At 28.4% G+C, this 18,615-nt stretch carries 16 protein-coding genes and 1 pseudogene; 7 read left to right on the forward strand and 10 right to left on the reverse strand.

The window, feature by feature from the left end; genetic code table 11:
- The first annotated feature begins 711 nt into the window (after positions 1-711).
- Genes L8U37_RS04405 through mog form a run of 6 tightly spaced genes read left to right on the forward strand, consistent with a single transcriptional unit; the run spans position 712 to position 8,081 of the window.
- Positions 712-2,118, forward strand: coding sequence for a COG3400 family protein (locus tag L8U37_RS04405; RefSeq protein WP_263728693.1), 1,407 nt, complete (start codon positions 712-714; stop codon positions 2,116-2,118).
- Positions 2,119-2,125: 7 nt separating this feature from the next.
- The gene (gene aroB, locus L8U37_RS04410; RefSeq protein ID WP_263728694.1) at positions 2,126-3,184 is read left to right on the forward strand and encodes a 3-dehydroquinate synthase; all 1,059 of its coding nucleotides are present in this window, start codon (positions 2,126-2,128) and stop codon (positions 3,182-3,184) included.
- A complete protein-coding gene (locus L8U37_RS04415; RefSeq protein WP_263659670.1) occupies positions 3,181-4,710 on the forward strand; it encodes a mechanosensitive ion channel family protein in 1,530 nt (509 codons plus the stop codon). Before aroB ends, L8U37_RS04415 begins: the two co-directional genes overlap by 4 nt.
- Positions 4,707-5,963: a tRNA (N(6)-L-threonylcarbamoyladenosine(37)-C(2))-methylthiotransferase MtaB gene (gene mtaB / locus L8U37_RS04420; RefSeq protein WP_263661332.1), complete on the forward strand. Its 1,257-nt coding sequence runs from the start codon at positions 4,707-4,709 to the stop codon at positions 5,961-5,963. The genes L8U37_RS04415 and mtaB overlap by 4 nt, the downstream gene beginning before the upstream one ends.
- Positions 5,953-7,551, forward strand: coding sequence for an AAA family ATPase (locus L8U37_RS04425; protein ID WP_220566232.1), 1,599 nt, complete (start codon positions 5,953-5,955; stop codon positions 7,549-7,551). Before mtaB ends, L8U37_RS04425 begins: the two co-directional genes overlap by 11 nt.
- 2 nt (positions 7,552-7,553) lie before the next feature.
- A complete protein-coding gene (gene mog, locus L8U37_RS04430; RefSeq protein WP_039618174.1) occupies positions 7,554-8,081 on the forward strand; it encodes a molybdopterin adenylyltransferase in 528 nt (175 codons plus the stop codon).
- Between the two features lie 12 nt (positions 8,082-8,093).
- Here the strand turns inward: mog and L8U37_RS04435 are convergent, their stop codons facing one another.
- From L8U37_RS04435 to L8U37_RS04480, 10 genes and pseudogenes are all read right to left on the reverse strand, one after another.
- On the reverse strand, positions 8,094-8,468 hold the full coding sequence (locus tag L8U37_RS04435; protein WP_263728695.1) for a rhodanese-like domain-containing protein: 375 nt from the start codon (positions 8,466-8,468) through the stop codon (positions 8,094-8,096).
- 2 nt (positions 8,469-8,470) lie between these two features.
- Positions 8,471-8,803, reverse strand: a complete 333-nt coding sequence (locus L8U37_RS04440; protein WP_263666565.1) for a rhodanese-like domain-containing protein — start codon at positions 8,801-8,803, stop codon at positions 8,471-8,473.
- Positions 8,800-10,629 (reverse strand): molecular chaperone HtpG, encoded by a 1,830-nt coding sequence (htpG, locus tag L8U37_RS04445; RefSeq protein WP_263665743.1) that lies wholly within the window; start codon positions 10,627-10,629, stop codon positions 8,800-8,802. The genes L8U37_RS04440 and htpG overlap by 4 nt, the downstream gene beginning before the upstream one ends.
- A gap of 11 nt (positions 10,630-10,640) precedes the next feature.
- Positions 10,641-11,000 (reverse strand): annotated as a pseudogene (gene crcB / locus L8U37_RS04450) (fluoride efflux transporter CrcB).
- 5 nt (positions 11,001-11,005) lie between these two features.
- Positions 11,006-11,695, reverse strand: a complete 690-nt coding sequence (locus tag L8U37_RS04455; RefSeq protein WP_263728696.1) for a lysophospholipid acyltransferase family protein — start codon at positions 11,693-11,695, stop codon at positions 11,006-11,008.
- Entirely contained in the window at positions 11,673-12,878 is a 1,206-nt protein-coding gene (locus L8U37_RS04460) for a hypothetical protein (RefSeq protein WP_263728697.1), read from the reverse strand. The genes L8U37_RS04455 and L8U37_RS04460 overlap by 23 nt, the downstream gene beginning before the upstream one ends.
- A complete protein-coding gene (purQ, locus tag L8U37_RS04465; RefSeq protein ID WP_263660311.1) occupies positions 12,872-13,522 on the reverse strand; it encodes a phosphoribosylformylglycinamidine synthase subunit PurQ in 651 nt (216 codons plus the stop codon). Before purQ ends, L8U37_RS04460 begins: the two co-directional genes overlap by 7 nt.
- The gene (gene purS, locus L8U37_RS04470) at positions 13,519-13,755 is read right to left on the reverse strand and encodes a phosphoribosylformylglycinamidine synthase subunit PurS (RefSeq protein WP_263660312.1); all 237 of its coding nucleotides are present in this window, start codon (positions 13,753-13,755) and stop codon (positions 13,519-13,521) included. Before purS ends, purQ begins: the two co-directional genes overlap by 4 nt.
- Positions 13,756-13,763: 8 nt before the next feature.
- Positions 13,764-14,471: a phosphoribosylaminoimidazolesuccinocarboxamide synthase gene (gene purC, locus L8U37_RS04475; RefSeq protein WP_133318981.1), complete on the reverse strand. Its 708-nt coding sequence runs from the start codon at positions 14,469-14,471 to the stop codon at positions 13,764-13,766.
- Between the two features lie 7 nt (positions 14,472-14,478).
- On the reverse strand, positions 14,479-15,795 hold the full coding sequence (locus tag L8U37_RS04480; RefSeq protein WP_318529479.1) for a S41 family peptidase: 1,317 nt from the start codon (positions 15,793-15,795) through the stop codon (positions 14,479-14,481).
- Between the two features lie 206 nt (positions 15,796-16,001).
- Here L8U37_RS04480 and L8U37_RS04485 point away from each other — a divergent pair, with 206 nt between their 5' ends.
- On the forward strand, positions 16,002-18,575 hold the full coding sequence (locus tag L8U37_RS04485) for an ATP-dependent Clp protease ATP-binding subunit (RefSeq protein ID WP_263728698.1): 2,574 nt from the start codon (positions 16,002-16,004) through the stop codon (positions 18,573-18,575).
- The last annotated feature ends 40 nt before the right edge of the window (positions 18,576-18,615 follow it).

An 18,615-nucleotide genomic window follows, 5' to 3' on the forward strand; every position in this document is an offset into this window, starting at 1 on the left:
CAAATACATAGAAAGTTATCTAGTTGATTTTTAAGTTAAATAGTATATCTAACATAGTAGTTTATTAATTCATTATCTTTTTCCGAGGTATGTTGTAGTAGAATTTATAGTTTGAAGCAACATAAACTACCGTCCGCTAAACTATTTTTTGTTAAATTTATTAAAATTTATAAATAATAAATTTTTTATTGCAATTACTATTTGTATATCAATAGCATTATTTTACAAAAATTTCTCTCTTTTTGATATTTTTATTTCACTTAAATAGTTGATTCTTGTAAGTTTTATTTTTATTTTGTCTTTAAATATTGTTTTTTATAAAAATTGTTTTATTTAAATGATATAATTTTTATTTTTAAATCTTTAAAGTAGTTTTAGACAAAATGAACTTTTTCTTGTTGATATATTTTAGTTTTAAGATGTTAAATTATTTCTAAATTTGTGATAATTTTATCCAAAAAATATATTATACAGTTTTTTTAAGTAGATTTTAATTGACATGTGAGGAATATTTATTATATCTCTTTAACTTTAAAATCCTTTTATAAGCTAAATAAGTATCCATCATTAAGATTTTTACTGAATGAAAAATAATAATTTTTGTTAATTTAAAAGATATATTAAGTAGTGGAATATATTTTGAAAAAACAAAAACTTTAAAATATAAACTATAACTTTGCTATAATTATGCTTTATATTTTAGAGGTGTGAATGAATAAGATTTTATTACTAGCTGATGGACCTTTTGCGAAAGATTTTTTAAAGAAAATTTATAATAACAAAACCTTCAAAGAGTTTTTGAGTGTTGTGTACTATAATGATGATAGCGTAGACTTAGACTTAGAGAATGAACAAATTTCTTTTTTTAAATTTGATCCTACGAGTTTGATTAAGCTAGAAAATTTATTAAAAGAAAATTTTCATCAAGCTATTATTTATATGCAAGAAGAAGCAGATACATTAGCTTGCTATAAAAATTTAAGAAAATTACACCCAAGATTAAATATAGTTATTATGGATTTGTGGAATAGCCAAATTGATGATAATTTTTGTGAAGTAATTAATATTTATGATACTTTAAGTACAAGATTGACAGGTTGTTTGGATAATATGCCTTCAATGGCACAATTTATAGGGCTTGGACAAGGTGAGATTATGGAGGTTAAAATTCCTGCAGGGTCAAGCTTTGCTTATAGACACATAAGCTCTATTAGCCAAAAACGCTTTAAAATCGTAATGGTTTATAGAAATAATGAATTTATTCTGGCAAGACCTGGGCTTATTTTAATGCCAAATGATAGCATTTTAATCGTAGGTGATCCTAAAGTTTTGCAAAGTGTTTTTACTAATGTTAAAACAAGCTTAGGACGCTTTCCATCGCCTTTTGGAGATAATATACTTTGTATTATAGATATGAAAAAAATGAGTGAGTTTGCTATAGAAAAGCTTATTTTTGCAAGCTTGCTTTTGCATGTAAGAATCAATAGCAAAAAACTTTATTTTAAGGTGATTAATCCTACTTTAACTCCTATGTATTATAAACTTAAATCCTTGCATAAAAATAGCACTGAAGTGATATTTGACTTTGAAAGCACAAATATAAAAAACATTAAACCTTTTGTGGAAAATACTAGTATAGGTTTGCTAGTGGTGGAGGATTATCTTTTTGAAAAAGAAAAAAGTTTTCTTTTTACTTTAAAACTTCCTGTGTTAAAAGCAGGTAAAGGGGATTTTGCAGATTTAAAATCTTCTGTAGTTTTAAGTTCAAATTTTGAAGATGTAGAGGGTATTGCTTCTATTATGCTTGATTTTAACAAGCAAATTCAACTAGGCCTTGCCTTGTATTACTATGCTTTAAAATTAAATAAAGCCGAAATTTTTGAATATCATCAGTATTTTGAAAGCCTTTCAAAACTTCATGATGAAAAATTACTTTTGATAGAAGAAAAAGAACATAATCCTATCAATAAATTTTCTTACAAACAAAATATATTGCATTTTGTACCATTTAATGAAAAAATTTTAGGAAACAATTTCAATAAAATTTTAAAAACGGATTTAAATACGATATATTATAAGATGAATAAAAATTATCAATTGTTTATACCATCATTGTGAGAAAAGAATGCAAGTTAAGGTAAATTTAGATAAAAATACAAGTTATAATGTCTATATAAATGAGTTAGAAAAATTAAATTTTAATACTAAAGTAGTGATTTTAACTAATGAATTAGTTGCAAAACTACATTTGGATACACTTTTGAAAAAAATTCATGCTAAAGAACTTTTTGTTATAAAAATCAAAGATGGCGAAGAGTATAAAAATTTACAAACTATAGAATATATCTTAGATCAAATGTGTACTTATAAGCTAGATAGAAAAAGCTTACTCATAAGCTTTGGTGGTGGGGTGATCTCTGATATGGGTGGTTTTGTAGCAAGTATATATCAAAGAGGGATAGAATTTATCAATATCCCTACAACTTTACTAGCTTGCGTGGATGCAAGTGTGGGTGGTAAAACCGGAGTGAATAATAAATTTGGTAAAAACTTAATAGGCACTTTTTATCAGCCAAAAGCAGTGTATTGTGAGAGTGAGTTTTTAAAAACTTTACCTTCAAGAGAGCTAGCTGCAGGTATGGCTGAATTTATTAAAATGGCTGTGGTTTTTGATGAAGCAATTTTATCTTTTTTGGAAAATTTGGACGAGGATAAAATTTTTAATGTTAAATTAGATGATATTATTTTAGCTCAAATCATCCAAAAAAGTATAGAACTTAAAGCTAATGTGGTTTCACAAGATGAAAAAGAAAGTGGCTTAAGAATGCTTTTAAACTATGGGCATACTTTTGCTCATGTTATAGAAAATCAAACAGGATATAAAAAGTACTTACATGGTGAAGCCGTGGCTATAGGTATGAACATGGCAAATATTCTAGCTTTAAATTTGAGGTTATTAAGCGAGCAAGAATGCCAAAGAGTAGAAAAATTGCTTGTGAAATTTAAATTACCCATATCTTATAAAATTTCAAATATAGAAGAGTTTTATAATGCCTTTTTCTTAGATAAAAAAACACATTTTCAAAAGATTAATTTTGTTTTAGTTTGTGGTTTAGGAAAAGCTTGTATAAAAAATGATATATCTAAAGAAGATATTTTACACACTTTAGAGGTGTTTGCATGAAAAAAATTATATTGATTTTACTCTTACCCTTTACATTACTTTTAGCGCAAGATGATATAGAGCATTTAGAGCAAAAATTAAATGAATTGCATAATAATTTAGCATATAATACTTGGATAATTAAATATAATAATTTTAACATTTACAGAAAAACTCAAGATGAAATTTTGGCTTTAGAAAAAGAAAGTTTAAAAGCTAATGAACGCAATAAAAGCATTATAGAAAGACAAATTTTAATTTTAAAAGAAAGATTAGAGCTTTTAAGTGAGTATAAAAGTGCAAATTTTTCTAAGATGGTTTTGGCACCTGAAGAAGTTGATAAAATAGATAAGCTAACTAATCCTTTAGCTATTATTTCAGCATACTCACATATAAAAAAATTAAGACGCGACAAAGAAGAATATGTCAATCTTTTAAATAGTTTTAAGCAAACTTTAGATGAGCTTATAAAAGAAAATGTTTTAGTAGCTGAAATAGCTAAATTATCTTCTAATAAAGAGCATGATGAATATTTAAAAATATCCAATCAAATGGTTAGAGATTTTTCACAAACTCTGCGTTTTGGAGAAATTTCTTATTCTGTGTATGAGAAAAAAATTCAAGAAGAGATTGAAAAAACGACAGCTTCAATTAAAATTCAGGGTGTAAGAGCTTTCAATATAGTTTTGGCTATTGTTATAGTTGTAGCCATAGCATTTTTACTCAAATTTATAGCTAGAAAATATATAGGTGATAATGATCGCTTTTATACAGCAAATAAAATCATTAATTTTATTAATATCAATGTAATTGTTTTAATCTTGCTTTTTGGATATATTGAAAATATTAGCTATTTAGTTACTGTGCTTGGTTTTGCTTCTGCTGGTTTGGCTATTGCTATGAAAGATATGTTTATGTCTATGCTTGGTTGGTGTGTGATAGTTTTTGGTGGAAGTTTTAGAGTGGGCGATAGGGTGAGAGTTTTTCAAAACAATACACATTATATCGGCGATATAATTGATATTTCGTTTCTAAGAATAACTTTGTATGAAGATATATCTTTACTAACTTATACAGATAATCGAAGAAGTGGTAGGATAATTTTCATACCAAATAATTTTATTTTTACCAATCTTATATCAAATTATACTCATCATGGGATGAAAACAATTTGGGATGGACTTGATATTACTTTAACTTTTGATTCAAATCATCAAAAAGCCTTAGATATAGTAGAAGAAATCGTTATAAAAGCTTCCAAAGGCTATACAAAAATTGCAAAAGAATCCATGAATAAATTAAGAAATGAATACAGCATTAGAAATCCTAAAGTAGAACCTAGGTTTTTTACATTTTTAGAAGGTTATGGTATGAGAATTTCTGCTTGGTATATGACAAATTCTTATGCGGCCTTGGTTTTAAGAAGTAATATAAGTAAAGAAATTATCAATGAATTTAATAAACATGATGATATAAAAATAGCCTATCCATCGCAAAATTTATATATGGCAAAACATGAATTTATAGAAAATAAGGAAGATATTTGAAAAAAAAGGTATATTTTAAAACTTTTGGTTGTAGAACTAATATTTATGATACGCAATTATTAAAAACTTATATTAAAGATCATATTGTCACACAAAATGAACAAGAAGCTGATGTGATAGTGATAAATTCTTGCACGGTTACAAATGGTGCTGATAGTGGGCTTAGAAGTTATATTAATAGTGTAAAAAAAAATGGAGTTAAGGTTATACTTACAGGCTGTGGTGCTGTAAGCAAGGGAAAGGATTTTTTTAATAAAAAAGAAATTTTTGGAGTTTTAGGAGCTTCTAATAAAGATAAAATTAACGAGTTAATCTCACAGGATAAAGCCTTTTATGAGCTTGGAAATTTACGCTTTATCGATACAAAAATCGTAAGTAATTATGAAAATCACACTAAAGCTTTTGTAAAAATTCAAGAAGGATGTGACTTTGCTTGTAGTTATTGCATAATCCCAAGTGTTAGAGGTAAATCAAGAAGCATGCCAAGCGAGGAAATAATAAAACAAATCAAACTTTTGGCTCAAAATGGTTATAGTGAAGTAGTTTTAACGGGTACTAATATAGGAAGTTATGGTTTAAAAGATAAAACTACACTTGGAAAATTACTGCAAGAAATAGGCAAGATTAATGGTATAAAAAGAGTAAGACTTGGGAGTTTAGAGCCTGCTCAAATTGATGAGAGTTTTAAGGAAATTTTAGATGAACCTTGGCTTGAAAAGCATTTACATATTGCCCTACAGCACACTCATGAAAAAATGCTACGCATTATGCGTAGAAGATCACATACGCAAAATGATTTAGCATTGTTTAATGAGTTAAATCAAAAAGGTTTTGCTTTAGGAACAGACTTTATCGTAGCACATCCTGGAGAAAGTGAGTTGATATGGCAAGAAGCTTTAGAAAATTTCAAACAATTTAAACTCACACATATTCATGCTTTTATTTTCTCGCCACGCGATGGAACGCATTCTGCTTCTATGAGTGAGCGAATTAATGGTGATATAGCCAAAGAAAGATTAAATATTTTAAAAGATATAGTCGCACAAAATAATTATGAGTTTAGAAAAAACCAAAAAAATATTTTAGAAATTTTAGTCGAGAGTAAAAAAGATGGTTTTTATGAAGGCTATGATCAATTTTTTAATAAAATCAAAATTACAAGCAAAGAAGATATTGCTAAACAATGGATAAGTATTGAAAAATATGAATGCAAAGAAGATTGTAACTATGTAAGGTTAGAGGATGAAAAATAAAAAGATTATCTTAGCTTCATTTTTATTGCTTTGTGTTTTTATATTGATTGCATTTTTAAAAAATCAACCAGATTATATTAGCAAGGCTGCTTATGAAGAGCTTTTAGAGCAAAATTTAATCCAAAAAGCCATAGTAGAAAATAATGAAATATTATTAAAAAGCAAAGAAGGAAATTTTTTAATCGCTAAAGATGTAGTGGATTTAAATGCTTTGTGGCAAAAAATTCCTTTAGAATATGCTAAAGATTATGATTTGAGTGAGTTTTTTTTGATATTTATTTTACTTGCTTTTCTCATAAGCTTTTTACTCTTTCTTAATAAAAAAAACAAAGATAGGCAAAATTTACTTTCTTTAGAAAAAAATATTTTAGAAAAAAATGAACAAAATAACACCATACAAGATGTAGTAAGTGAAGTTAAATTTAAAGATGTAGCAGGGGTTGATGAGGCTAAGGTGGAGCTTTTGGAAATCGTTGATTTTTTAAAAAATCCTCAAAAATATAAAGATTTTGGCGTGAAAATGCCAAAAGGCGTTTTACTAGTAGGCCCTCCTGGAGTAGGTAAAACCTTGATAGCAAAAGCAGTAGCAGGTGAAGCTGGGGTGCCATTTTTTTATCAAAGTGGGGCTAGTTTTGTAGAAATTTATGTAGGTATGGGTGCAAAAAGAGTTAGAGAGCTTTTTTTAAAAGCTAAATCAAAAGCTCCAAGTATTATTTTTATAGATGAAATTGACGCAGTTGGTAAAAGTAGAGGGGATTTTTCCAATGTAGAAAGAGATAATACGCTAAATCAACTTTTAACTCAAATGGATGGATTTGAAGATAATAGTGGTGTTATAGTGATGGCTGCTACAAATAAAATCGATCTTATGGATAATGCGTTATTAAGATCAGGGCGTTTTGATAGAAGAATTTTTATATCTTTGCCTGATTTTAAAGATAGAATGCATATTTTGCAAAATTATATGAAAGAAAAAAAATCTAGCGTAGATTTAGAAAAAATTGCAAAAGCTAGTGTGGGTTTTAGCGGAGCAGCTTTAGAGACTTTAGTTAATGAAGCGGCTATTAATGCTATAAGAAGAAAATCAGATTTAATAGAAGAAAATGATTTTTTTGCAGTGCTTAATAAAGTTTTAATGGGTAAAAAAAAGATTTTTTCTCTAAGCGACAAGGAAAGAAAAATTCAAGCCACATATCAAGCAGCTAAAGCCTTGTGTGCTTTTTATTTTGATGTTAAATTTGAAAAAATTACTCTAATTGAAGATAGGTTTAAAGAATATGAAAATACTATCAAATCAAAATCAGAATTATTAAATAAAATAAAAGTTTTTTTAGCAGGTTCAGTTGCTATGGAGCTTATTTTTAATGAAAGTTACACTAATGCACAAAGTGATCTTTTAAAGGTTAAAGAATTGCTCGTTTTTATGGAAACTTTCGCTATGGCAAATGAGGGTTTATTACAAGAGCAAAAGCAAGAAGTGAAAGAATTTTTAGAATTAATGAAAGAAAAAGTAGTGAGATTAGCTAGCATTCTTTTAGAAAATGAAAAAATAGAAAAACAAGATATAGAAAAAATCATAATGGAGTGAAAATGGTAAAAATAGGAATTTTAGTACTTTCAGATAGAGCAAGTAGCGGAGTTTATGAGGATAAATCCGGAGTAGAGATAGAAAAAATTTTAGATTCTTATATAAAAAATGAAAAAAGCTTTTATTATGAGCTAATTCCTGATGAGTATGATTTAATCATAGAAAAATTAGCTTATTTGGCAGATGAAGTAAAATGTGATTTGATTTTTACCACAGGGGGTACAGGACCTGCTTTGCGTGATGTGACACCAGAGGCAACGCAAGCAGTGTGTGATAAAATGCTTCCAGGTTTTGGGGAGTTAATGCGTGCAAAAAGCTTAGAATATGTACCAACGGCTATACTTTCAAGACAAAGTGCAGGTATAAAAGGAAAATCATTAATTATTAACTTACCGGGTAATCCAAAAGCTATAAGAGAATGTATTGAACCTATATTTCCTGCTATTCCTTATTGCGTAGATTTGATAGGTGGAGCTTATATTGAAAATAATGAAGAAGTAATTTCTGTGTTTAGACCAAAGAAAAAATAAGTCTGGTTAGACTTATTTTGAGGTTTCATAACCTTGCGATAAAAGTGCATTCATACCACCTTTTAAATTAGCAACTTCTATGCCATTTTGATCTAGTAAAGCAGAAGCCTTAGCACTTCTTGCTCCACTTCTGCAAACTATAGCGATAGGTTTTTTACTTGAAATCTTTTTAATTTCCTCGACGAAATTTTTATTTATACTGCCATCTTCATTGTAAAAGCTAATTTTAATGGCATTTTTTATAGTACCAGTTTGTACCCATTCACTAGGTTTTCTAACATCAATTACTTGATAATTTTCTAAAATTCCTGCGTTAATATCGATATTTTTAACTTCTGCTAAAACAAAACTAGTACAAAGCATTAAAGATAAAAATATTTTTTTCATAATCAACCTTCTTTTGTTGCTTCATAACCTTGTGATAAAAGCGCTACCATGCCACCATCTAAATTAGTACATTCTATACCTAGAGCATCTTCTATCATCACAGCAGTATGTTTGCTTCTTGAGCCTGTAGCACATACAAAGGCTATGTTTTTATTTTGATAATCTACTTTTTCTTTAAACTCTTGGATGAAATTTTCATTCATAAAGCCATTATCATCGCAAAGTGCGATGAGTACAGCTTCTTTTATAACCCCGCTTTTCCATTCGCTAGGAGTTCTTACATCTATAATGCAAAATTCATGCAAAATATCTTTAGAAATAGCTATATTTTTCATTTTTCTAAAGCCTTAGAAACGATTTTGCTTAAGGCATTGTTAAATTCACTAGGGTTATCTATACCCATACCTTCGCTAAGTTTAGCCATATTTAAAAGAATATGTGCCATTTCATTAGCTAAAGTATCATTTTCTTTTAAGGCTTTTAAAATTTCATGATTAGGATTGATTTCAAGTATAGGTTTAACTTGCTGTTCTTGCCCCATTTGTTTAAGAATTTGTTGCATAGCAAAATCAGGTTTATTTTGATCATAAACAATACAACTTGGACTATTTGAAAGTCTTTGGCTAAGTTTTACCTCTTCAACTTCATCTTTTAAAACTTCTTTTATTTTGATGAGTAAGCTTGCAAATTCAGCCTTTTGTTCTTCGCTTGTTTCTTCGCTAGCTAGATGGTTAATAGCGCTAAATTTTAAACCTTCAAATTCATTCATCATAGGCATAACTATGGTGTCAATTTCCTCATCAAGTAATAAAACATTGATATTTTTTTGTTTATAGCTTTCAAGAAGCGGAGAATTTCTTAAAAGTTTTTCATTTTTTCCACTGATATAAAAAATTTCATTTTGACCTTCAGCTAGGTTTTGTTTATACTCTTCAAGATCAATTAATTCTTCTTTGTTTGAGTTTTTAAAGTATAAAAGCTTAGCTATAGCGTCTTTATTTTCGCCAAAACCATATAAACCTTCTTTTAAAACTTTTCCAAAATTTTCATGGAATTTAAGATAATTTTCTTTATCTTTCTCTTTGAATTTTTTAAGTTCAGCTAGGATTTTTTTAACACTTGCTTCTTGAACGCTTTTTAAGATTTTATTTTCTTGTAAGATTTCACGACTAACATTAAGCGGTAAATCTTCTACATCAATAATCCCACGCACAAATCTTAGATAAGTTGGTAATAATTCTTTATCATCATCACTTATAAAAACTCTTTTAACATAAAGTTTTAAACCACTTTTATAATCTACTCTATAAAGATCAAATGGAGCTTGCGCAGGTATAAAGAATAAAGAATTGTACTCTATAGAACCTTCGGCTTTTGTGTGGATATAAAGCATAGGTTTGTTTGAATCATGGAAGTTTTGTTCATAAAATCTTTCATAATCCTCAGCTTTTAAACTTGCTTTATTTTGTCTCCATAAGGCACTTGCTGTATTAATTTGAGTGTTTTTTAATTCTTTTTTAGGTTCTTTTTCGCCTTCTTCTAGTGGTAAATATTCTTCTTTTTCCATGAAAATAGGAAATTGTATATGATTTGAATATTTTTCTACTATGCTTTCAATGCGGTATGAGTTTAAAAACTCTTCATCTTTTAAATGCAAGGTTATGCAAGTGCCTTGTTCATCTTTATTTGCATCTTCTATTTCATAGCCACTAGCATCAGAAGTCCAAAGATAAGCTTTATCATCTAATGCTTTTTTGCTTAAAACTTCTATTTTAGAAGCTACCATAAAAGCAGAGTAAAAGCCTACACCAAATTGTCCTATAAGTTGAGAGTCTTTTTTGGCATCACCACTTAAGTTTTCTAAAAAGCTTTTTGTACCACTTTTAGCAATGGTTCCAAGATGATTGATTAAATCGTCTTTATTCATACCTATACCATTATCACTTATAGTTAAGGTTTTTGCTTCTTGATTGAAATTAATTTGAATTTTTGGCTCAAATTTTAAATTTTTATAAGCATCATCACTCACGCTTAAATAACTAAGTTTATCAAGTGCATCACTTGCATTAGAAATAAGCTCTCTTAAAAAAATTTCTTTGTTAGAATACAAAGAATGAATCATAAGTTGTAAAAGTTGATTAACTTCAGTTTGAAATTGCATTTATATCTCCTTTATTTAAAAATTAAAAAACCAATCCATACTGCCAAAAGACAAAGGATAACATTTAAAATAATATTTATAAAAAAGTGAAAATAATCACCATTTTACAAAAATAACAAATTTTCATAAGAAAAAGTTGAAAAAGTTGTAAAGGCACCCAAAAAACCAGTGCTAATTAAATTTTTAGTAAAAATATGCACACCTTTAGAATTTGCATAAGAAAAAAATAAACCTATTAAAAATGATCCTATTATATTGACCATTAATGTCCCATAAGGAAAGTTATGAGGAATGATTTTATTAAAAAAGTTGCTAGTAAGCATTCTGGATATGGCCCCTAAAAAGCCTCCAAAACCTACGGCTAAGATCATACCAATCAAGCTTGTGACCTTTCGCTATCTAAGATTATTTGCATTTTTTCTCTAGTTTGCTCAAGCCAATCATCTTTACTTGTATCAACAAGATCTAGAAATACCACTTTTAAAACACCACTATTTGCGCTAAAATTTTGGGTGTCTAAAATTTTAGCTGAATCAACAATTACCACAGGCTGGACTTTTAACTTAAGTTTTTCACTTAAAATTTTAGCTCCGACTTTAAATTTTAAAAGTTTTTGTGTTTTAGATCTTGTGCCTTCTGGAAAAATGGCTAAAATTCTATCCTCATTTAATCTTTCTTTGGCTTCTTTTAAAAGCTTTACTAGGCCTTTTGGACTTCTATCTATACAAATAATTTTTGGTTTTTTAATCAAAGTTTTAAAAACAGGGAGTTCGCCTAGTTCTTTTTTAGCTATCCAAGATATATTTTTTGGGCATAAATCTTCCAAAACAACTATATCTAGCAAGCTTTGATGATTGATTAAAAGCAAATTAGCTTGAGGGTGTATAGAACCTTGGGTTTGAATTTTATAGTTTATTACATATTTTTGCAGTTTTGACCATACTTTTCTGATTTTCCAAATTTTTTCTTGTGATTGCAATAATAAAAAGGCAATACATAAAAATATAATAGATAAAATAAATTCTACCCAAAATATTAAAGCTTTAAATCTTTGATAAATCTTCACTTTTCACCCAGCCTATTTTTCCATTATTAAATAAAATTTTTCTGTATTCATCTCTTGAATCTAACACTTCTACTTCTTGTTTATATTTCCCAGAATAAAAATGAGTTGAGTTTAGAGTTGGTAAAATTTGCACTTTACTTTCAGCTTTTAATATAGCTTTATATATGTTATTTTGAGCTAAAAAACTTGCTATTAGAGCCAAAATTGCCAAACCTAAAGCTGTGTAGCTTTTTTTAAATACAAACCATAAAGCGAAAATACCGCACAAGCTCCATAAAAAAACTTGTTTGTAAAAATTAAAATCATTAGTTTTTGGATTTAAATCACTTTGTGTACTTATACTATCTTCTTTAAGTTCTATTTTTAAGGAAAAATCTTTTAATTCTTTAGAATTTAAATTAAAGTAAGAAAAATCAAAACGCGTTTTACTTTTATCTAAAATAGCATAATAAAATCCACTTTGTTTTTCAAAATTGCCTTTAATAGCCTCTACACCTTGTTTTTGGATATCTTTTATGTTAAAACTTGCTAGATTTGTGTTTTCTCCTGCAAGTTCTATAAATAAAATTATATTATCATTATCAAAACTACTCGCTTTTACTTGTTTAACTTCCAAATTGCTTGCAACTATATGTGAGTATTTATTAGAAGGAGCATCGATTTTTTTAAGTTTAATGGGCTTTATAATTAATGATGAGCTTTGAAAAATATGATCATTTCTGCTTAATGAAACGATGATTTTGTTTAAACTAGCATTTAAACTTTTAGCTTCAAACCATAATTTTGTATGATATGAATTAGCCTTTTGTTCCCAAATAGGATTAGGATTGATCCAAAGCATATCATCACTTTTTTCAAAACTCACATTTAAATCAAAACTCACATTAGTTGTGGTAATAACCTCAAGATCTATAGCAAAAGCTTCATCTATGAAAGCTTCATCAGTGTATTCTTTTGCGTTTAATACTAAAGAACCTTGAGGGATGAAATTTTCATCATCGATTTTACTTTCATAATTACTCTCATCACTTGGAGCGATGGTTTGATAAATTTGCTTAGCTTGATCATCTAATTGATTGTAATTTTTTTCTAAAGTGTTATAATCTTCAAAAACACTATTTTCTTGAGCATATAAGTTAAAAGTTAGTAAAAAAAGACAAAAAAATTTGAAGGTTTTTAGCAATTTAAAAATCCTTCAAACATTTTAAGTCCTACTTTTGATCCAAGAATATCATCGCACATTCTTTCAGGATGTGGCATTAATCCAAAGACTTTTTTATTTTCATCGCAAATTCCTGCTATATCACTTAAAGACCCATTTGGATTGTTGATATATCTTAGTAAGATCATATCTTTATCTTCTAGCATTTTAATACCATCTTCGCTATTAAAATAATTTCCTTCTCCATGGGCAATAGGTAATTCTATGATATCATTTTTTTGAAAATTTTTCAAAAAAGCATTATTATTTGATACTACTTGCAATGCTTGCATCTTAGAAATAAAACTTAAACTATTGTTATGTTTCATAGCTCCTTTTAAAAGTCCAAGTTCTAATAAAATTTGAAAGCCGTTGCATATACCTAGAACATATCCACCTTTTTGAACATGCTCTTTAAGTGTTTTTATAGCAGGAGCAAGTTTTGCAATAGCAGCACATCTTAAATAATCTCCATAAGAAAAACCTCCAGGTAATACGATTAAATCTGCACTAAAATCTTGTCTTTCATGCCAAATGATTTCAGTTTTTACCCCTAATTTTTCAAAGGCATAAGCTGTATCAAACTCACAATTAGTTCCAGGAAAACGAATAATAGCTACTTTCATAATATTATCTCATAATCTTCTATCACAGTATTTGCAAGTAATTCTTTACACATTAAATCAACTTGTTTAAAAGCTTCTTCTTCATCATCACAAGCTATATCAAAACTAATTTGTTTTGAGGTTTTAACATTTGCAATATTATTAAAATCCAAAGAATGCAAAGCCTTTTCTATGGCTTTGCCTTGAGGATCTAAAACCCCATTTTTGAGTGTGATATTTATAGTTACTTTCATTATTTTTCCTAACTTAAAATTCTTTTTAAGACTTCTTCGTAAGCCATTTTTACATTACCTAAGTCTTGTCTAAAGCGATCTTTGTCTAATTTTTCATTAGTTTTGCTATCCCAAAATCTACAGCTATCAGGACTAATTTCATCAGCTAAGATCATATTTCCTTCATTATCAATACCAAATTCTAATTTAAAGTCAATCAATCTTAAGCCTTTAGATTCAAAGAATTTTACTAGAATAGAATTGATATGTCTTGCGGTATTTTTGATTAATTCTAAATCTTTTTCACTTTTTACTAGATTTAAAATCAAACAATGCTCATCATTGATGATAGGATCACCTAAATCATCATTTTTATAACAAAACTCAACTACAGCAAAAGGTAAAATCGTGCCTTCTTTAATGCCTAATCTTTTTGTTAAAGATCCTGTAGCTACATTTCTAGTAATAACTTCAATGGGTATAATATTACATTTTTTAACAATTTGTTCTTTTTCGCTGATGGTTTCTACTAGATGGGTTTTAATGCCTTCTTTTTCTAAGAGATGAAAAATTTCAGTACTAATTTTACAATTTAATGCACCTTTTCCTGCTTCATTACCCTTTTTTTCTGCATTAAAAGCTGTTAAATCATCTTTAAATTCTGTGATGAGTAAATTCTCATCATCAGTTTTAAACATTTTTTTACCTTTTCCTTCATATAAAAGATCTAATTTCATAGCCATTTTACTCTCCTTTTGTAATGTTTAAAATTTTAATTGCATCTATTGCGGTTTTTAGTTGTATGTCATTATTAATTTGTTCTTTGGTAATGATATTTTTATCTTCTTTGTTGTCTTTTTTCTTTTCTTGATGTCCGATTTTATCTAGTTCAGCTTGTAAGTGTTTTTTAAGATCACTTTCTTTGATTTCAAAGCCGTGATTTTCTTCTTTACTTACTTTTCCTGGAAATACTTCTATATCAGGATTAACTCCAACAGCTTGTATAGTTCTACCACTTGGTAAATAATATTTTGCTATAGTAAGTCTCAAGCCTTCTTTACCTTTTTCATCCATAGGTAATATAAGTTGCACACTACCTTTTCCAAAGGTTTTTTCTCCTATGATAATAGCGCGTTTAAAATCCTGCAAAGCCCCACTTACAATCTCGCTCGCACTTGCACTGCCACCATTTACAAGCACTACTAAAGGTGCATTGGTGATTTTTTTACTAGGATTTGCTTTAAATTCTACATTCTCGCTTTCAATTTTACCTTTTTGTGAAACGATTACTCCTTTATCTACAAAAAGATTTACTAAACCAACTGCTTGATTTAAAATACCGCCTGGATTGGTTCTAAGATCTAGTATAATTCCTTTTGTATTAGAATGTTTTTTGATTGCTTTACTAGCTTCATCTACAACATTTTTATCAAAATTAGTCACTCTTAAATAAAGTAAATTTTCATTTTCAATTAATTTTGTATAAACACTATCTACTTTTATGATATCTCTTTTTAAATTTACATCAAATGGCTTTGCATCGCCTTTTCTATAAATAGTTAGAGTAACCTTTGTTTTAGGCTCTCCACGCATTTTAGAAACAGCTTCATTTAAAGTCATACCTAAAGTTGATTCGTTATTAATTCTTAAGATAATATCATCAGTTTTAATACCTGCTTTATCCGCTGGACTTCCTTCTATAGGAGCTACAACACTAATTGCTCCATCTTTTTGGGTAATAGTAAAGCCAAGTCCACCAAATTCCCCATTAGTTTGTTCTTTAAGTTCTTTATAACCTTTTTCATCTAAGAAGGAAGAGTGGGCATCTAAATTTGTAAGCAAACCTGCTATGGATTTATCAACCAAATCTGTATAATTAACATCATCAACATAATATTGTTCTATGATAGACATAGTTCTTGTAAGTTTAGATAAAGCTTCTATTTTCTTTTCTGCTTCGCTAGGAGCGGGATTTTTAGCTTGCAAGTTAGTAAAAATAAAAGAAGCGGTTATTAAACTACAAATGCTAGCTGCGATAATAAGATTTCTTTTTGTCTTCAAAGGAAAAACTCCAAAATAAATATGAATTCATAAAATAATTATCTAATTTTAGTTATTTTTGCTTAAAAAATCGTAAATAAAGTAAATATTTTTATGATATTAGTGTGTATATATAAAAAATTATTTATAAATATAACTAAATAAACTTGACAATAATAGACTAAAGTTATATAATACACTTCATATAAAAGTAAAAAGGAGTAAAAATGGCAAATATACAAGATTTTTTAACAGATTCTATGCTTTCAAATATAGAAAGTGCAATTTCTTTGGCCATTCATTCTAAGAATAGTGAAATAAAACCTTTGCATTTATTATGGGCTTTAAGTGTTGATAGCTCTAGTTTGCTTAATCAAGTTTTTAATAAATTAAATGTTTCTAAAGAGGCATTTGAGTTAGAAGTAAAAAGTAAAATTTCATCTTTTCCTACTAGCTCAAATGTAAATAAAGACAATATTAAATTTTCAAATGAATTTATTAATTCTTTAGAAAAAGCAAAAGGCTTGGCTTTAGAAAATAAAGATAGTTATTTAGCTGTGGATATGTGGCTTGTTTCAGAAAGTGCTAGCGGGGTTATTAAAGAACTTTTGTCTAAATTTGTAGATTTAAATGAGTTTAAAAAAGAATTGGAATTTATTAGAGCAGGAGCTAAAATAGAAACCAAAACAAGTGATGAAACACTTGATTCTTTGTCTAAATTTGGTATTGATTTGACTATGAAAGCTAAAAACAATGAGCTTGATCCTGTTATAGGTAGGGAAGAAGAAATTCAAAGATTAATGCAAATTTTAATCAGAAAAACTAAAAATAATCCTATTTTATTAGGTGAGCCAGGGGTAGGAAAAACTGCTGTGGTGGAAGCTTTAGCACAAAGGATAGTAAAAAAAGATGTTCCTACTTCGTTGCAAAATAAAAAAGTTATAGCTTTAGATATGAGTGCTTTAATAGCAGGAGCAAAATATAGAGGTGAATTTGAAGATAGATTAAAAGCTGTTGTAAATGAAGTAATAAAACATAAGAATGTAATTTTATTTATAGATGAAATTCACACCATTGTAGGTGCAGGTGCAAATGAAGGGAGCATGGATGCAGCAAATATTTTAAAACCTGCTTTAGCAAGAGGTGAGCTTCATACTATAGGTGCTACAACCTTAAAAGAATATAGAAAATATTTTGAAAAAGATGCAGCTTTACAAAGAAGATTTCAGCCTGTAAATGTAGCTGAACCTAGTGTAAATGAAGCTTTGGCTATGCTTAGAGGTATAAAAGAAAAATTAGAAATTCATCATAATGTAACTATCAATGATAGTGCTTTAGTGGCAGCTGCAAAGCTATCTAAGCGTTATATAGCTAATAGATTTTTACCTGATAAAGCGATTGATTTAATTGATGAGGCTGCAGCGGAATTAAAAATGCAAATAGAAAGTGAGCCAAATTCTTTAAGAAAGGTTAGAAAGCAAATTGAAAGTTTGGAAGTAGAAAATGAAGCTTTAAAAATGGAAGAAAATGAAGCTAATGAAAAAAGATTAGAAGAGATTAAAAAAGAATTAGCAAATTTAAAAGAAGAGCAAATCAAACTTAATGCTAAATTTGAAAATGAAAAAGCAGTATTTAATGGCATAAGTGCAAAGAAAAAAGAAATCGATACTTTAAAAAATGAAGCTATTTTGGCTAAAAATAAAGGAGATTTCCAAAAGGCTGCTGAAATAGAATATGGCAAAATTTTAGAGTGTGAAAAAGAGGTTTTAAATTTAGAAGAAAAATGGAAACAAATGACCCAAGAAGGAGTTTTGCTTAAAAATCAAGTAGATGAGGATTTAGTAGCTGGTATTTTAAGTAAATGGACAGGCATTAGTGTGCAAAAAATGCTCACTTCTGAAAAACAAAAATATTTACATATTCAAGAGTATTTACAAGAAAGCGTCATAGGGCAAGATGAGGCTTTGAGTGCTTTAGCTAAAGCTATTAAGCGTAACAAAGCAGGGTTAAATCAAGCAACTAAGCCTATAGGAAGCTTTTTATTTTTAGGGCCAACTGGAGTAGGTAAAACAGAAAGTGCGAAGGCTTTGGCTAAATTTTTATTTGATGATGAAAAAGCTATGGTGCGTTTTGATATGAGTGAATTTATGGAAAAACACAGTGTATCAAGACTTTTAGGTGCACCTCCAGGATATATAGGGCATGAAGAAGGTGGGGAATTAACTGAAGCTGTTAGAAGAAAGCCTTATAGTGTGATTTTATTTGATGAAGTAGAAAAAGCCCATAAAGATGTATTTAATATACTTTTGGGAATTTTAGATGATGGTAGGGCTACAGATAGTAAAGGCGTAACGGTCGATTTTACTAATACTATCATTATCTTAACTTCTAATATAGGTGCAAATTTTATTATGGAGTTAAAGGGCGAAGAAAAAGAAAAAGCTATTAAAGAAGCTCTTAGAAACTTTTTTAGACCGGAGTTTTTAAATCGTTTAGATGATATTATCACTTTTAACCCTTTGGGAGAAAGTGAAGCTAAAAAAATAGTTAAATTACTTTTTAATACCTTGCAAAAAAGTCTTGAAAATAGGGGTATTAAAGCAAGCTTGAGTGATAATGCTGCTAGTTTAATAGCAAAAGTTGGTTTTGATGTGGATTTTGGCGCAAGACCATTAAAAAGAGCTTTGTATGATATGGTAGAAGATAAATTAAGTGATATGATATTATCTGATCAATTACATGAAAACGATGAGATTATTATAGATTCTAAAGATGATGAAATCATCATTGTTAAACAATAAGCAAGTGTAATACTTGCTTATTTAGAGTAAAATTATCTTA

Origin of the sequence: Campylobacter sp. RKI_CA19_01122 (genome assembly GCF_025771325.1) — a bacterium.
Lineage (GTDB): Bacteria > Campylobacterota > Campylobacteria > Campylobacterales > Campylobacteraceae > Campylobacter_D > Campylobacter_D lari_D.

Excerpts from the sequence above, each read along its gene's own strand:
- L8U37_RS04485 (WP_263728698.1), top strand. The coding sequence starts at position 16,002 with ATGGCAAATATACAAGATTTTTTAACAGATTCTATGCTTTCAAATATA.
- htpG (WP_263665743.1), bottom strand. The coding sequence starts at position 10,629 with ATGCAATTTCAAACTGAAGTTAATCAACTTTTACAACTTATGATTCAT.
- L8U37_RS04405 (WP_263728693.1), top strand. The coding sequence starts at position 712 with ATGAATAAGATTTTATTACTAGCTGATGGACCTTTTGCGAAAGATTTT.
- L8U37_RS04435 (WP_263728695.1), bottom strand. The coding sequence starts at position 8,468 with ATGAAAAAAATATTTTTATCTTTAATGCTTTGTACTAGTTTTGTTTTA.
- purQ (WP_263660311.1), bottom strand. The coding sequence starts at position 13,522 with ATGAAAGTAGCTATTATTCGTTTTCCTGGAACTAATTGTGAGTTTGAT.
- purC (WP_133318981.1), bottom strand. The coding sequence starts at position 14,471 with ATGAAATTAGATCTTTTATATGAAGGAAAAGGTAAAAAAATGTTTAAA.
- aroB (WP_263728694.1), top strand. The coding sequence starts at position 2,126 with ATGCAAGTTAAGGTAAATTTAGATAAAAATACAAGTTATAATGTCTAT.
- L8U37_RS04415 (WP_263659670.1), top strand. The coding sequence starts at position 3,181 with ATGAAAAAAATTATATTGATTTTACTCTTACCCTTTACATTACTTTTA.
- L8U37_RS04425 (WP_220566232.1), top strand. The coding sequence starts at position 5,953 with ATGAAAAATAAAAAGATTATCTTAGCTTCATTTTTATTGCTTTGTGTT.
- purS (WP_263660312.1), bottom strand. The coding sequence starts at position 13,755 with ATGAAAGTAACTATAAATATCACACTCAAAAATGGGGTTTTAGATCCT.
- mog (WP_039618174.1), top strand. The coding sequence starts at position 7,554 with ATGGTAAAAATAGGAATTTTAGTACTTTCAGATAGAGCAAGTAGCGGA.
- L8U37_RS04440 (WP_263666565.1), bottom strand. The coding sequence starts at position 8,803 with ATGAAAAATATAGCTATTTCTAAAGATATTTTGCATGAATTTTGCATT.